13 protein-coding genes and 2 pseudogenes are annotated in these 15,027 nt (G+C 67.6%); 12 read left to right on the plus strand and 3 right to left on the minus strand.

Annotation, left to right across the window (positions count from 1 at the left end; genetic code table 11):
* Positions 1–106: 106 nt before the first annotated feature.
* Genes CF70_RS04145 through CF70_RS04155 form a run of 3 tightly spaced genes read right to left on the minus strand, consistent with a single transcriptional unit; the run spans position 107 to position 2,062 of the window.
* Complete coding sequence (locus CF70_RS04145) at positions 107–598, minus strand: aminoacyl-tRNA deacylase (RefSeq protein WP_035860881.1); 492 nt, start codon at positions 596–598, stop codon at positions 107–109.
* A 37-nt stretch (positions 599–635) separates the two neighbouring features.
* Positions 636–1,586: a site-specific tyrosine recombinase XerD gene (gene xerD, locus CF70_RS04150; RefSeq protein WP_035860769.1), complete on the minus strand. Its 951-nt coding sequence runs from the start codon at positions 1,584–1,586 to the stop codon at positions 636–638.
* The gene (locus CF70_RS04155; protein WP_035860772.1) at positions 1,583–2,062 is read right to left on the minus strand and encodes a methylated-DNA--[protein]-cysteine S-methyltransferase; all 480 of its coding nucleotides are present in this window, start codon (positions 2,060–2,062) and stop codon (positions 1,583–1,585) included. Before CF70_RS04155 ends, xerD begins: the two co-directional genes overlap by 4 nt.
* A 248-nt stretch (positions 2,063–2,310) precedes the next feature.
* Here CF70_RS04155 and CF70_RS04160 point away from each other — a divergent pair, with 248 nt between their 5' ends.
* The 12 genes and pseudogenes from CF70_RS04160 to CF70_RS04210 all read left to right on the plus strand — a co-directional run bounded on the left by CF70_RS04160 (position 2,311) and on the right by CF70_RS04210 (position 14,960).
* The gene (locus CF70_RS04160; RefSeq protein ID WP_035860775.1) at positions 2,311–3,570 is read left to right on the plus strand and encodes an ROK family protein; all 1,260 of its coding nucleotides are present in this window, start codon (positions 2,311–2,313) and stop codon (positions 3,568–3,570) included.
* On the plus strand, positions 3,557–5,200 hold the full coding sequence (locus tag CF70_RS04165) for a sugar ABC transporter ATP-binding protein (protein WP_051648029.1): 1,644 nt from the start codon (positions 3,557–3,559) through the stop codon (positions 5,198–5,200). Before CF70_RS04160 ends, CF70_RS04165 begins: the two co-directional genes overlap by 14 nt.
* A gap of 84 nt (positions 5,201–5,284) precedes the next feature.
* Entirely contained in the window at positions 5,285–6,298 is a 1,014-nt protein-coding gene (locus CF70_RS04170; protein ID WP_051648030.1) for an ABC transporter permease subunit, read from the plus strand.
* A 39-nt stretch (positions 6,299–6,337) separates the two neighbouring features.
* The gene (locus CF70_RS04175; protein WP_035860777.1) at positions 6,338–7,315 is read left to right on the plus strand and encodes an ABC transporter substrate-binding protein; all 978 of its coding nucleotides are present in this window, start codon (positions 6,338–6,340) and stop codon (positions 7,313–7,315) included.
* Between the two features lie 67 nt (positions 7,316–7,382).
* Positions 7,383–7,617: pseudogene (locus tag CF70_RS37310) on the plus strand (glucose-6-phosphate dehydrogenase); the annotation flags it as partial.
* 1 nt (position 7,618) lies between these two features.
* Positions 7,619–8,878 (plus strand): annotated as a pseudogene (zwf, locus tag CF70_RS04180) (glucose-6-phosphate dehydrogenase); the annotation flags it as partial.
* A 101-nt stretch (positions 8,879–8,979) separates the two neighbouring features.
* Positions 8,980–10,611 (plus strand): glucose-6-phosphate isomerase, encoded by a 1,632-nt coding sequence (pgi, locus tag CF70_RS04185; RefSeq protein WP_035860888.1) that lies wholly within the window; start codon positions 8,980–8,982, stop codon positions 10,609–10,611.
* Positions 10,612–10,659: 48 nt separating this feature from the next.
* Positions 10,660–11,589: a carbohydrate kinase family protein gene (locus CF70_RS04190; RefSeq protein ID WP_035860780.1), complete on the plus strand. Its 930-nt coding sequence runs from the start codon at positions 10,660–10,662 to the stop codon at positions 11,587–11,589.
* A gap of 173 nt (positions 11,590–11,762) precedes the next feature.
* A complete protein-coding gene (locus CF70_RS04195) occupies positions 11,763–12,551 on the plus strand; it encodes an IclR family transcriptional regulator (RefSeq protein WP_035860783.1) in 789 nt (262 codons plus the stop codon).
* A 22-nt stretch (positions 12,552–12,573) separates the two neighbouring features.
* The gene (gene pepE / locus CF70_RS04200) at positions 12,574–13,278 is read left to right on the plus strand and encodes a dipeptidase PepE (protein WP_035860787.1); all 705 of its coding nucleotides are present in this window, start codon (positions 12,574–12,576) and stop codon (positions 13,276–13,278) included.
* A 48-nt stretch (positions 13,279–13,326) separates the two neighbouring features.
* Positions 13,327–14,250: a DUF1177 domain-containing protein gene (locus CF70_RS04205; protein ID WP_081862010.1), complete on the plus strand. Its 924-nt coding sequence runs from the start codon at positions 13,327–13,329 to the stop codon at positions 14,248–14,250.
* The gene (locus tag CF70_RS04210; RefSeq protein WP_035860891.1) at positions 14,250–14,960 is read left to right on the plus strand and encodes an AroM family protein; all 711 of its coding nucleotides are present in this window, start codon (positions 14,250–14,252) and stop codon (positions 14,958–14,960) included. Before CF70_RS04205 ends, CF70_RS04210 begins: the two co-directional genes overlap by 1 nt.
* Positions 14,961–15,027: the final 67 nt, after the last annotated feature.

Below are 15,027 nucleotides of genomic sequence, written 5' to 3' on the forward strand. Positions count from 1 at the left end.
CAGGGGGATGTCGTATTCCTTTGGGTCCAAAGACCAACACCGCCAATTCCAAAGGCCCACCCGCAATCAAAAGCCAACGGTTTTACCCCCCACCCCCCTCACACTCTTAATCCACCAACGCACACTCCACCACCTCCGCCCCCACCAGCACCGTCAACACCTGCGGATCAACGCTAACCAGATACCCCCTGCGCCCCCCATTGATATAGATCCTCCCCAGCGCCAGCACACCAGCTTCCACATACACCGGCATCCGCTTGCGCGTCCCGAACGGCGAAGTCCCCCCCACCATATATCCGCTATGCCGCTGCGCCACCTCTGGCTTGCACGGCTGCACGCTCTTGCGCCCCGTCTGCCGAGCGAGGTTTTTCGTCGACACCGAACAATCCCCATGCATCAGCACGATCATCGGCTGCGCCTTCTCGTCCTCCATCACCAGCGTCTTGATCACAGCATGCTCATCCACGCCAAGCTGGCGCGCCGACTCCCCGGTGCCTCCATGCTCGACATACTCATAGGCATGCTCGCCAAAGGCAACGCCATGCCGCTTGAGGAACTGGGTAGCGGGGGTTTCCGAAACGTGTTTGGACTTGCTCATGATGGAATGACTGTTCGCAATGACCGCGCAAAAAAACCTACCCGCGCGGATGATGCTGCTGATGCAGATCCCGCAAGCGCTCGCGCGCCACATGCGTATAGATCTGCGTAGTGGAAATATCGGCATGCCCCAGCAGCAACTGCACCACGCGCAGGTCTGCGCCGTGGTTGAGCAGGTGGGTGGCAAAGGCATGCCGCAACGTATGCGGGGACAACGGCGCGTAGATCTCGGCGTCGCGCGCGTGGCGCTTGATCAGGTGCCAGAAGGCCTGCCGCGTCATGCCCTCGCCGCGCTGGGTGACGAACAGCGCGTCGCAGGCGCGCTCGCCCAGCAGCGCGGGCCGGCCTTCGGCGAGGTAGCGGCGTAGCCAGTCGCCGGCTTCGGTGCCGAAGGGAACCAGCCGTTCCTTGTTGCCCTTGCCGCCGACTACGCGCGCCACGCCTTCGTTGAGGCCGACTTCGATGGTCTTCATCTGCGTGAGCTCTGACACGCGCAATCCGCTGGCATACATCAGTTCCAGCATGGTGCGGTCGCGCAGGCCGAGCGGGGTGGCGGTGTCCGGCGCTTCCAGCAGGGCCTCGACCTGGGCTTCCGTCAGCGTCTTGGGAAAGCGCGGCGGCTGCTTGGCCGGGCGCAGCAGCAGGCAGGGATCGGCCGTGATCATGTGCTCGCGCACCGCCCACTGGTAAAAGCGCTTGAACACGGTGAGCCGCCGGTTGGCCGACGATGCCCGCGTCTCAAGGTGGCGCGATGCGAAGTAGCCATTGAGGGCGGTATCGTCCACCCCCAGCAGCGTGGCCGTAGCCGTGGCATGCAGCCAGCGCGACAGCAGCGTCAGGTCGCGCCGGTAGGCGTCGATGGTGTTGCGCGCCAGCCCGTCTTCCAGCCACAGCGCGTCGCAGAAACGGTGGACCAGGTCCAGGTCGGCAAGCAGTTCGGGGCTGTCCTGGGCTTCGGCGCCGCCTTCGATGTGGGCGATATCGTTCATGCCAGCATCACCCCTTCGTGGATCAGCAACCAGCGTTTGATGTCAAGGAAGAAGCCATCGCCCTGGTGGTTGGCAAAGCCGCCAATGCCGCTGGCGCCGACCACGCGGTGGCAGGGAATCACCACCGGGAAATAATTGGCCCCGCACGCCTGCCCGACCGCGCGCGGCGCGCTGGCGATCTGCCGCGCCACGGCGCCATAGGTGGTGACCTTGCCGCGCGGCACGCTCGCGATGGCTTGCCATACCCGGCGCTGGAAGGCGCTGCCGACCGGCGCCAGCGGGATATCGAAGGGGGCATCCGGATCGGCGTAGTAGGCCTCGAGTTGCCGCGCCAGCTGTCGCGCGACCGCATTGGCGGGCTCGATCAGCTTCATGCTCTCGGGCAGGTAGACGATCTCGCGGATGGTTTCGCCGTCGGTACGCACGCCGATCTTGCCGAAAGGCGCGGGAAGGATGGCGTCGAAGATGGAGTCCATGGCAGGGTGCGGAAGGCGCGAGCCTGGATTTTAGAGCATGGCGGAGCCGGTGGGATGCCCGGTGGCGTGCGAGGCGCTCGGACGGCGCTCGGACGGCGCTTTAGTGGTGGCATGCAACCGCTTGCCTGCGGGTTTCCCCTTCCTTGAGTTCTACCTCTCCGTATTATTTAATTCAAACTGAATTAATTAATGCCGTGGCGAATCCATCATGTGATCCGGGCGGCGCTCAGAACAACACCGGAGACGATATGAACAGTGCCAAGGCCGGCCGCGGCGTGAATTCCGCCAGCCTGCGGCTGTACAACGAGCGCGCGTTGCTGTTGGCGCTGCGCCGGGCCGGGGAGGCGTCCAAGGCCGATCTCGCCCGCATGGCCCAGCTCACCAACACGGCAGTGGGCAGCATCGTGCAGACGCTGACCGAGGATGGCCTGATCGAAGTGGCCGGCCGCCGGCAGGACGGGCAGCGCGGCCAGCCGGCCAGCCTGATCCGCCTCCAGCCGAAGGGGGCGTTCGGCATCGGCGTGCGGCTGGACCGCGCCAGCATCGAGTGCGTGATGGTGGATTTCGGCGGCGAGATCCTCGCCACCCGTGCCCACCAGATGATCCTGCCTCACCCGGATCAGGCGCTTGAGATCGTGCGCGGCGATGTGGCCGCGCTGCGCGCGCAGCTGACGCCGGCCGAACGCAAGCGCCTGCTCGGCATCGGCGTGGCCCAGCCCTACAACCTCGGCGCCTGGCTGCGCGAACTGGATCTGCAGGACGAGGCTTCGCAAGCCACCTTCCGCGCCTGGGATGCGGTGGACTTCGCCGCCGAACTGGCGGACGCCACGGACATGCCGGTGTTCGGCGAGAACGACGGGACCGCCGCCGCCGTGGCCGAACTGTTCTACGGCCGCCACCACGCGCAGAGTTTCCTCTATGTCTTCCTCGGCCCGGCCATCGGCGGCGGCGTGGCGCTCAACGGCGACTGCGTGCGCGGGGTGTCGGGCAATGCCGGCGATATCGGCATGATGCCGGTCCAGCCAAGCACGCTGGCCTCGGCGCCGCGCACCGTCAAGCGGCGCGACATCCTGCTGGCACGTGCTTCGCTCAATGCGCTGACCCGGCACCTGCGCCATCACGGTGTGACCATCGACGGCCACGCGGATCTGGAAGCGCAGGTGCGCAACCAGCATCCGGCGGTGGGGGAGTGGCTGGAAGACTGCATCGACGCGCTCGCGCCGGCCATGCAGTCCGCGCTGGCGGTGCTCGACGTGCCGCTGATCATCCTTGACGCCGACATCGATGCCGGCCTCGTGGCGGCGCTGATCGGGCGCCTGCAGGCCGAACTGGACGAGGGCGCGCCGGAGGCGCGGCGCCCGCCGCGCGTGGTGCGTGGTTGCTTCGGCGCCAACGCCGGCGCGGTGGGTGCCGCCTCGCTGCCAATGTTCATGAACTTCTCGCCGCGGGCCGAAATGCTCAGGGGCGCATCCGCCATGATTCCGGAGGCCAACCATGCCATCGTCTGACCTGTCCGATTTTTCCGGCGCGTGCGCCAACCCGCCCTTGCTCGCGCTGCGCAATATCTGCAAGACCTTCCCCGGCGTGCGCGCGCTGCGCAATGTCGAGCTGACCGCTTATGCCGGCGAGGTCCATGCCCTGATGGGTGAAAACGGTGCCGGCAAGTCGACCCTGATGAAGATCCTGTCCGGCGCCTACACGGCGGATCCCGGCGGCGAATGCCATATCGACGGCCAAAGGGTGGAGATCGACGGGCCGCAGTCCGCACGCGATCTCGGCGTGGCGGTGATTTACCAGGAGCTGAGCCTGGCCCCCAACCTGAGCGTGGCGGAGAACATCTACCTTGGCCGCGCGCTGCAACGGCGCGGGCTGGTGGCGCGCGGCGAAATGGCGCGCGCCTGCGAACCGACGCTGACCCGGCTCGGTGCGGATTTCTCGCCCGTGGCCTGTGTCTCCAGCCTGTCGATCGCGCAGCGCCAACTGGTCGAGATCGCGCGTGCCGTGCACTTCGAAGCGCGCATCCTAGTGATGGACGAACCCACCACGCCGCTGTCCACGCACGAGACGGACCGCCTGTTCGCGCTGATCCGCCAGTTGCGCGGCGAAGGCATGGCGATCCTCTATATCAGCCACCGCATGGCCGAGATCGACGAGCTGGCCGATCGCGTGACGGTGCTGCGCGATGGCTGCTTCGTCGGCACGCTGGACCGCGATCACCTGTCGCAGGCGGCGCTGGTCAAGATGATGGTGGGGCGCGACCTGTCGGGCTTCTATACCAAGACGCATGGCCAGTCGCGCCAGGGCGAGGTCATGCTGTCGGTGCGTGATGTCGCGGACGGGCGCCGCGTCAAGGGCTGCAGCTTTGATCTGCGTGCCGGCGAGGTGCTGGGACTGGCGGGCCTGGTCGGCGCGGGCCGCACGGAACTGGCGCGTCTGGTCTTTGGCGCCGATGTGCGTACGCGCGGCGAGGTGCGTATTGCAAGCCCGGCCGGGCTGGTCACGCTGCCGCCCGGCGGCCCGCGCCAGGCCATCGATGCCGGCATTGCCTACCTGACCGAGGACCGCAAGCTGCAAGGCCTGTTTCTCGACCAGAGCGTGCAGGAGAACATCAACCTCATCGTGGCCGCGCGCGATGCCCTCGGGCTCGGGCGCCTGAACCGCCCGGCCGCGCGCCGGCGGACCACGGAGGCCATTGACACGCTCGGCATCCGCGTCGCGCATGCGCAGGTCAATGTGGGTGCCCTGTCGGGCGGCAACCAGCAGAAGGTGATGCTGTCGCGGCTGCTGGAAATCCAGCCGCGCGTGCTGATCCTCGATGAGCCCACCCGTGGCGTGGATATTGGCGCCAAGTCGGAAATCTACCGCCTGATCAACGCGCTGGCCGAGAGCGGCGTGGCGATCCTGATGATCTCCAGCGAGCTGCCCGAAGTCGTGGGCCTGTGCGATCGCGTGCTGGTCATGCGCGAAGGTGCGCTGGCCGGCGAGGTCCGGCCAGCCAGCAGCGCCGCCGAAACCCAGGAACGCATCATTGCGCTGGCCACGGGCGCGGCGCAGCCGGCGGCGGACTGGACTGGCACGCCATTGGCCGCGCCCGGCAATGCCGCAGCCGGCAACGCAACCAGCAGCATGCTGCACTGAGACAGGGCGGAGCCTCTCCGCCACCCGCAAGAGATATTGACGCCGGCCTGCAGATTCCCGCAGCCGCCGGCGCAGGAGACAACCATGCACGAATCCATCACCCGTCCCGTTCCTTCCACCGGTCCGGCCGCGCCGTCGGCGTCCCTCGGCCGCATCACCACGCAGGAGCGCCTGCGCGCGCTCGGCATGCTGCCCGTGCTGGTGCTGCTGTGCATCGGCTTCTCGGTGCTCACCGAGAACTTCGCCGGCTGGCAGAACCTGTCGATCATCGCGCAGCAAGCTTCGATCAATATGGTGCTGGCCGCGGGCATGACATTCGTGATCCTGACCGGCGGCATCGACCTGTCGGTGGGGTCGATCCTGTCGATCTCGGCGGTGGTGGCGATGCTGGCATCGCTGTCGCCGCAGCTAGGCATGCTGAGCGTGCCGGCCGCGCTGCTGTGCGGCTTGCTGTTCGGCATCGTCAACGGAGCCCTGGTCGCTTTCATGAAACTGCCGCCGTTCATTGTTACGCTCGGCACGCTGACCGCCGTGCGCGGGCTGGCGCGGCTGGTTGGCAACGACAGCACGATCTACAACCCGGATATCGGCTTCGCCTTCATCGGCAACGCGGAGGTGTTGGGCGTGCCCTGGCTGGTGATCATCGCTTTCGCCGTGGTGGCGTTGTCGTGGTTCGTGCTGCGCCGTACCGTGCTGGGCCTGCAGATCTACGCGGTCGGCGGCAATGCGGAAGCGGCGCGGCTGTCCGGCATCAAGGTGTGGGTCGTGCTGCTGTTCGTCTATGCGGTCTCGGGTTTGCTGTCCGGCCTCGGCGGTGTGATGTCCGCCTCGCGGCTGTACGCAGCCAACGGACTGCAACTGGGCCAGTCGTATGAGCTCGACGCGATCGCGGCGGTCATCCTTGGCGGCACCAGCTTCGTCGGCGGCACCGGCTCGATCGTCGGTACGCTGGTGGGGGCGCTGATCATCGCGGTGCTGTCCAACGGGCTGGTGCTGCTGGGCGTGTCCGATATCTGGCAGTACATCATCAAGGGCCTGGTGATCATCGGCGCGGTGGCGCTCGACCGCTACCGCCGCAAGGGCTCGGCACGTACCTGATGCGCTTGCGCTGAACACACCGGCTACTGGAGACACGACATGTCCAAGCATTACCTGGCGGCACTCGCGCTGGCGGCAGTCAGCATACTGTGCACCGGCGCCGCGGCGCAGGGCGCGCCGGACCCGGCATCGGCGCCCGCGGCCGCGCAAAGGCCGTTGAAGAAAGTCGGCGTCACGCTCGGCTCGCTCGGCAACCCGTACTTTGTCGCGCTGGCGCATGGCGCCGAAGCCGCGGCCAGGAAGATCAACCCGGAGGTCAAGGTCACGGTGCTGTCCGCCGACTATGACCTCAACAAGCAGTTCTCGCATATCGACAGTTTTATCGTGTCGAAGGTGGACCTGATCCTGATCAACGCGGCCGATGCGCGCGCCATCGAACCGGCGGTGAAGAAGGCGCGCAAGGCCGGTATCGTGGTGGTGGCGGTGGACGTGGCGGCGGCGGGCGCCGACGCCACGGGGCAGACCGACAACACCCGGGCCGGCGAGATTGCCTGCGGCTTTCTCGCCGAGCGGCTGGGCGGGCGCGGCAACCTGATCATCCAGAACGGCCCGCCGGTGTCCGCCGTCCTGGATCGCGTGAAGGGCTGCAAGACCGTGCTGGGCAAGCACCCCGGCATCCATGTGCTCTCCGATGACCAGGACGCCAAGGGCTCGCGCGAGGGCGGCCTGAACGTCATGCAGCTCTACCTGACCCGTTTCCCCAAGGTTGATGCGGTGTTCACCATCAACGACCCGCAGGCGGTCGGCGCCGACCTGGCCGCGCGCCAGCTGAACCGGCGCGGCATCCTGATCGCCTCGGTCGACGGCGCGCCCGATATCGAGGCCGCGCTCAAGGCCAACACCCTGGTCGAGGCCTCGGCCAGCCAGGATCCCTGGGCCATCTCGCGCACCGCGGTGGAGATCGGCGTTGGGCTGATGAACGGCAGGCCGCCCGCAAGCCGCACCGTGTTGCTGCCGCCTACGTTGGTTACGCGCGCCAATGTGAACGACTACAAGGGCTGGTCCGCGCCGCGCTAGCGTGGCCAGCGGCCACGCCAACCCGCTTCAAACCGATGAATCGAATAACCAACCGACTGGTGACATGATGCAAAGCAATGCTGTAGGCGCAGTACCCGAATTCGACTTCGTGCTGTTCGGCGGCACCGGGGACCTGGCCACGCGCAAGCTGCTGCCGGCGCTGTTCGACGCGCACTGCGTGGGCTCGTTGCATCCGCGCGGGCGCATCCTCGCGCTGGGCAGCCAGCCGCTCGGCCAGGAAGCCTACCTGGCCATGCTGGAGGCCAAGGTGCGTCCCGCGCTGCCGGCGGCCGCGGCCGCCGNGCCGAGACATGGCGCTCGTTTGCCGAGCGCATTCTCTACCTGCAGGTGGATGCCAATGCGCCGGAGGGCTTCGATTCCCTGGCCGAACTGGTGCGCGCGCGCGCCGCGCCGGTGGTGGTGTTCTACCTGGCCACGGGGCCGCACCTGTTCGTGTCGATCTGCGACCAGCTGGCCCGCACCGGGCTGAATCACGCCGGCGTGCGCATCGTGCTGGAGAAGCCGCTGGGCCATGACCTGGCCTCGTCCGACGCGATCAACTCCGCGGTGGCGCGCCATTTTGCCGAAGACCAGATCTATCGCATCGATCATTACCTGGGCAAGGAATCGGTGCAGAACCTGATGGCAATGCGCTTTGGCAATGTCCTGTTCGAGCCGCTGTGGCGGCGCGAATGGGTGCGCGATGTGCAGATCACCATCGCCGAGGAAATCGGCGTGGAAAAGCGCGGCGCCTTCTACGACGGCATCGGCGCATTGCGCGACATGGTGCAGAACCACCTGCTGCAACTGCTGTGCATGGTGGCGATGGAGCCGCCCTCCAGCCTGTCCGAGGACGCCATCCGCGACGAGAAGCTGAAGATCCTGAAGGCACTCAAGCCGATCGCGCTGAACGAGGTGGCCGAGAAAGTGGTACGTGGACAGTACTGCCGCGGTGCGGCGAGCGGCGATGCGGTGCCGGGCTACGTGAACGAGCCGGCTGTCTCGCCCGACAGCCAGACCGAAACCTTCGTCGCCATCAAGGCGGAGATCGCCAACTGGCGCTGGGCCGGCGTGCCGTTTTACCTGCGCACCGGCAAGCGCATGCAGTCCCGCGTGGCCGAGATCGTGATCCAGTTCCGCGACGTGCCGTATTCCCTGTTCCCGCGCCCGCTCGACCACGAGCCTGGCAACCGGCTGGTGATCACGCTGCAGCCGGAGGAAAGCATCCGCCTGCATTTCCTGGTCAAGCATCCTGGCGACACCCAGGCGCTGCAGCCCGCCACGCTGGATCTGCAACGCATGTTGCCGCGCGGGCAGGGCGGCCGCCATGAGCGCAAGACCGGGGCTTACGAGCGCCTGCTGCTTGACGTGATCCGGGGCCGCCTCGGGCTGTTCGTGCGGCGTGACGAACAGGCACAGGCCTGGCGCTGGGTCGCGCCAATCCAGCAGGCATGGGCGCAGAGCAATCTCGCGCCCAAGCTCTACACCGCGGGCACCTGGGGGCCGGCCGCGTCGAGCGCGCTGCCTTCGCGCGATGGCGCGGTCTGGCATGAAGAGCTGTGAAGGCAGTTTGAGAGATACCGCCGCACTGGCTACTGGCTATTGCCCATTTATTGCCTACTGCCCGTGCGGGGGCGAGTACAGGAGTTGAACCGATGTCCAATATGTCCCATCACCTGCCCAGCTGGCAACGGCTGCAGGCACATGCGCAAGTCATCCGCGATGCCCACCTGCGCGACTGGTTCGACGGCGAGCAGGGCGAAGCCCGCGGTGCCCGCTTCGTGGCCGAGGCGGCAGGCCTGACGCTGGACTATGCCAAGAACCGCGTCACCGACACCACCATGGCGCTGTTGTTCGAACTCGCCAGCGAGGCGGGCGTAGCCACGCGGCGCGATGCGATGTACCGCGGCGAAGCGGTCAATACCACCGAGCGCCGCGCCGCGCTGCACATGGCGCTGCGCGCGTGGCCGGAGGATGGCTTCCATGCGCAGGGCGTGCCGGTGGCCGGCGACGTAGCCGCGGTGCTGGCGCAGATGGAACGATTTTCCGGCGCGGTACGGGGCGGCACTTGGCGCGGCTGGAATGGCCGCGTGATTACCGATGTGGTCAATATCGGCATCGGCGGCTCGGACCTGGGTCCGCGCATGGTCTGCCGCGCGCTCGCGCACCTGGATAGCGGAGGGCCGCGCATGCATTTCGTCGCCAACGTGGATGGCAGCGATCTCGCCGCGGTGCTCGCGCGGCTGGATGCCGCCAGCACGCTGGTGGTGGTTTGCTCCAAGACCTTCACCACACTCGAGACCATGGCAAACGCGCAGACCGCGCGCGCCTGGTGCCTGCGCCACGGCGTGCCGCAGGCGCAGCTGGCCAGCCATTTCGTCGCCGTTTCCACCAACCGGGAGGCCGTGGTAGCGTTCGGCATCGATCCCGACAATATGTTCCCGTTCTGGGATTGGGTGGGCGGGCGCTTCTCGCTGTGGTCGGCGGTGGGCCTGTCGATTGCGCTGGCGGTCGGCTTCGACCGCTTCCGCCAGTTGCTCGACGGCGCCCGCGCCATGGACCGGCATTTCGCCGAGACCGACTCGCCGCGGAACATGCCGATGATCCTCGGCCTGCTCGATGTCTGGTATCGCAGCTTCCTGGGCACCGGCAGCCGCTGCGTGGCGCCGTACTGCGAGCCGCTCGAATTGCTGCCGGCCTTCCTGCAGCAGCTTGAGATGGAGAGCAACGGCAAGTCCGTGCAGCTCGACGGCGCCGCCGCCGCGCAAGGCACCGCGCCCGTGGTGTGGGGCACCACCGGCACCAACGGCCAGCATGCCTACTTCCAGATGGTGCACCAGGGTTCGCACTGGATGCCGGTGGATTTCATCGCCGCGCTCGAACCGGCGCACGCGATGCCCGGCCACCACGGCAAGCTGCTCGCCAACTGCTTCGCGCAGGGCGAGGCGCTGCTGCGCGGCCGCACCGCCGGGGAGGTCCGGGCGCTGGGCGTGCGGGACGAGGCGCTGGTGCCGCACATGGTGTTCGAAGGCAACCGGCCCAGCAATACGTTGCTGCTGCAGCGGCTCGATCCCTGGCACCTGGGGGCGCTGATTGCGCTCTCGGAGCACCGCACCTTCGTGCAGGGCGTGCTGTGGAACATCAATTCGTTCGACCAGTGGGGCGTGGAACTCGGCAAGCAACTGGCTGCGCCGATCGCCTGCGAGCTGGACGGCGGACCGGTGCGGCCCCACGATGCTTCCACCGCCGGCCTGATCCGGCGCGCGCTGGCGGCGGCGTCAGCGTGGCAAGGCTGAGGCCGGCACGCGGCGGCTATCCAACACAGTAGAACAGTAGAGGATGCAATGACAACGACACCATGGCCTGCGTACGTCGTGTTCGGCGAGGCGTTGACCGATATGGTCCACCAGGGCGGCCAGGACTGGCTCGGCCTGCCCGGCGGCTCATGCTGGAACGTAGCCCGCGTGGGCGCGCGGCTGGGCATTCCCACCGCGTTCGCCGGCGCGATCAGTTGCGACACGCTGGGCGACCAGCTCGCCCTGGCCAGCGAGGACGCCGGCCTTGACCTGCGTTTCCTGCAGCGCGTCGAACGCTCGCCGCTGCTGGCTTTTGTCGGCGCGCAGCACCCGCCGCAGTACTTCTTCGTGGGCGACGACAGCGCCGATCTCTACTTCGATCCCGCGTGTCTGCCGCAGGGCTGGCGCCAGGCCGCGCGCACGGTGCACTTCGGTTCGCTGAGCCTGGCGCGCCAGCCGCTGGCCGCGCGCCTGTGCGAAGAAGCCACGCAGGCAGCGGCAGCGGGCAAGCGCATCGCCTTCGACCCCAATTTCCGCACGCCCATGCGCGCGCCCGCGTACCAGGCGGTCTTTGCCCATATCGCCGGACTGGCGGACTACATCAAGGTCTCGGACGAAGACCTGCGCGGCCTGTATCCGGCACTCGACGAACACGCCGCGCTGGCCGCGCTCAGGGCGCTGGCCCCGCGCGCGAGTGTGCTGCTGACGCGCGGCGCCGATGGCATGACGCTGCTGCATGGGGATGAGGCTTGCGAACAACCGGTGTTTGCCGTCGATGTGGTCGACACCGTGGGCTGTGGCGATGCCGCCATGGGAGGGTGGATGGCGGGGCTGCTGCTGGATCCCGGGGCGACGCCGGCGCGGCAGGCGCGCTGGGCGGCGGCTAGCGCGGCGGTGGCGGCTACGCGGGCGGGGGCGTATTCGCCCACGGTTGCGGAGGTGGAGGCGCTGCTGGGCAAGATGGCCGTTCCGGCCTGACGGGGCCGGAACGGCAGCCATACGGCGCAGCATCTGTTGAATCTTTCCTTCAATACCGCTAGAATTTTTCCGAACAACCATTTAACGGAACTTAGGTTCCGAAAAACGGAACCAAAAATTCTAGCCGACCGCGCCGCCGGATGACGGGTGCGGCCCGAAGGGAAAGATCCCGCATGAGCATTCTTGAAGGCGTCGAAAGCGTGCTGGGCCTGTTCGAACAGGGCCGGCACGAGATTGTCTTTAACGACATCACCGACGAACTCGGCCTGGCCAAGAGTTCCGCGTCGCGCCTGCTCGCCCAAATGGTGAAATACCGCCTGCTGGAGATGCATCCGGCCACGCGGCGCTATCGCCCTGGCGTACTGCTGATCCGCGCGGCGCAAGCGGCCACCCAGGCACATCCCTTCGACGAGCAATGCCGCGACCTGCTGGCGGCGCTCTCGGAATCCACCGGTTTTACCGCCTACCTTTCCATGCTCGACGGCACCGACACTGTGGTGCTGCAGCGCCTGAACGGCAGCAATCCCGTCCAGGTGCTGTCCCCGCCCGGTACGCGCCGCTCCGCCTTCACCACGGCGATGGGGCGCGTGCTGCTGTCGCGCCTGTCCGGCGAGGCATTCAGCGAGCGCTACGGCAAGTCGGCCGGCAAGAAGCTGCCGGATGCCCCGGCCGGTTGCCCCGCGACGGTGGGGGAATTGCGTGAGCGCGTGGCGGCCGCGCGCGCCGAGCGCAGCGCGATCGCCATCAACGAAGGCATGCCGGGCATCGGCGCGGTTGCCACCACGATTGCCGATCCGGCGTCGGGTGACTTGCGCGGCCTGTGCTTGTCCTTTACCGCCATGCAGGTCGGCCAGGCGCAGGCGCAGGCATTGCGCGACGCGCTGGTGGAGGCGGTAGCCGCCCTCGGCCAGCGCATTGGCGACCCGCTGTGGCGCGACCCGCCGGCACCCACGGATGAATAACGCAGAAAAGCCCCGAACTCCCATGGAATTACTGTTACTGAGCAATTCAAGCAGCGACGAGGGGTACCTCGTCCATGCACACGGCGCGATCGCCGAACTGGCTGGCGGACGCCGGCAGGCATGCTTCATACCTTTCGCGGGTGTCACGCGCGAATGGGACGCCTACGAAGCCTTGGTGCGCGATGCGCTGTCGCCGCTGGGCCTGGCCACGCACTCGCTGCATCGCGCGGCCGATGCAGGGGCCGCCATTGCCGCCATCGAAACAGCCGAGCTGATCGTGGTCGGCGGTGGCAATACCTTCCGCCTGCTGCAATGCCTGCGCGAGCGCGGACTGCTTGCCGCGATCTCCGCGCGGGTTGCCGCCGGGCACGCCCGCTATCTGGGCTGGAGCGCGGGATCCAATCTGGCTTGCCCGAGCATTTGCACCACCAATGACATGCCGGTGGTCTATCCGGGCGGCTTCGACGCGCTCGGGCTGGTGCCGTTCCAGATCAATCCGCACTACTTCAATCTCACCGTGCCTGGTTTCCGCGGGGAAACGCGCGACCAGCGCCTGGCGGAGTTCACCACGCTGGCGCCGCATATGCCGGTACTGGGCTTGCCGGAGGGCAACTGGCTGCGCGTTTCCGGCGAGCGGTTTGACATGGGCGGGCCGCACCAGGCGCGCTGGTTCAAGGGGCCGTCCACCTGGGACGTTGCGCCGGGCGCACTGGTGCTTCCAGAGTAAGCAGGGGCAATCGGAAATGAGCGCGCGAGTCGCGGGAGGTCAGGCAGGATGTCGATGAAGCAGGTTATTGAGTCGATCGAGTTGCTCTCGGCGGCAACGGTCGACGGCGAGACGGTCGCCACGCTGCTGCGTGCGCGCGGCGTGGCCGATGTCACTGTCACGCGCGTGGAAGAGGGCGGGCTGTACACGGATTTCCTCGCCTGCACGCTGCCTGGCCGGGACCCGGGCCTGCCCGCGCTTGGCCTGGTCGGGCGGCTCGGGGGCGTGGGTGCGCGCCCGGCCGTGACCGGGCTGGTCTCGGATGCCGATGGCGCCATCGTTGCGATTGCCACCGCGCTCAAGCTGGCCGACATGGCTGCCACCGGCGACGTGCTGGCCGGGCCGGTGCGGATTCACACCCATATCTGCCCGCACGCGGCCACGCGGCCGCATCATCCGGTGCCGATGATGAAATCGCCTTTCGCGATGCGCAGGATGATGTCGCATGAAGTGCATGCCGGGATGGCCGCCATCCTGTCGGTGGACACCACGCGGGGCAACCGCTTCGTCAACCGCCGCGGCGTGGCGCTCACGCCGGTGGCCAAGGAGGGCTGGCTGCTGCGCCTGCCCGAGCGCATGCTGGACGTGATGGGCTGGGTCAGCGGCGAACTGCCGGCCGTGCTGCCGCTGACCACGCAGGACATCACGCCATACGAAAACGGCCTCTGGCACGTCAACTCCATCATGCAGCCGGGCATCGTCACCACCGCACCCGTGATCGGCGTGGCGCTGACCGCGCAGACCACGGTGCCAGGCTGCGCCACTGGCGTGACCAACGCCTTCGACCTCGACGTGGCCACGCGCTTCTGCATTGAAGTAGCCAAACTGTTCGGCCCGGGCAACTGCGCCTTCTACGATGAAGCCGAGTGGGCCGAATTGCTGCGCCGCTACGGCTCGCTGGCCCATCTGCAAACGGTGGGGCGTGAAGCATGATGCCGGCCCGCCGTGAACCGCGCGTGGGGTTCGTCACCATCGGGCAGTCGCCGCGCGTGGATGTGGTGCCGCAGATGATGGCGGACCTCCGCATGCCGGTGGCGGCGGAGGAGTTTGGCATTCTCGACGCGCTGGACGCCGCCGGCATCGCGGCAATGGCGCCGGGCGCCGGCGAGTATCGCTTTGCCACCCGCATGCGCGACGGCAGCCAGGCGGTGATCGGCAAGCCCGTTGCGCAAGCGCGCCTCGCGCGGCTGCTGCAATCGCTGGACGACGGCCGCTTCGATGTGCTGGTGCCGCTGTGCACCGGCACGGCGCTGCCGCCGCTGAACACGCTGGTGGTGGAACCGCAGCAGGTGGTGGATCACCTCACCGTGGCGCTTGCATCAGGTTGCAGGCGTCTCGGCATCGTGCTGCCGCTGGAAGCGCAGGTGAAGGACTTCCACCTGATCCAGCCGGTGCCTTGCGAGCTGCGCGTGACCCACGCCTCGCCCTATCTCGATGCCATGAGCGGACGCTTCGCGCAGGCCGGCGAAGCCCTGCGCGGCTGCGACCTGATCGTCATGCATTGCATGGGCTTCACCGAGGCGATGCGCCTTGAGGTGGCGCGGCATGCGCAGGCACCGGTATTGCTGTCGAACCGCATGGTGGCCACCGTGCTGGCGCAGGTGCTCGATCGCACTGACGCCGCGCGGGCACAAGCCGACTAACCGGGGTGCGGGCAACCCGGCCGACCTGTTACCCATTGCCCATGACATAGCTGGAGCGCGACTCAAG

Source organism: Cupriavidus sp. SK-3 (assembly GCF_000611145.1).
Classification (GTDB): Bacteria; Pseudomonadota; Gammaproteobacteria; order Burkholderiales; family Burkholderiaceae; genus Cupriavidus.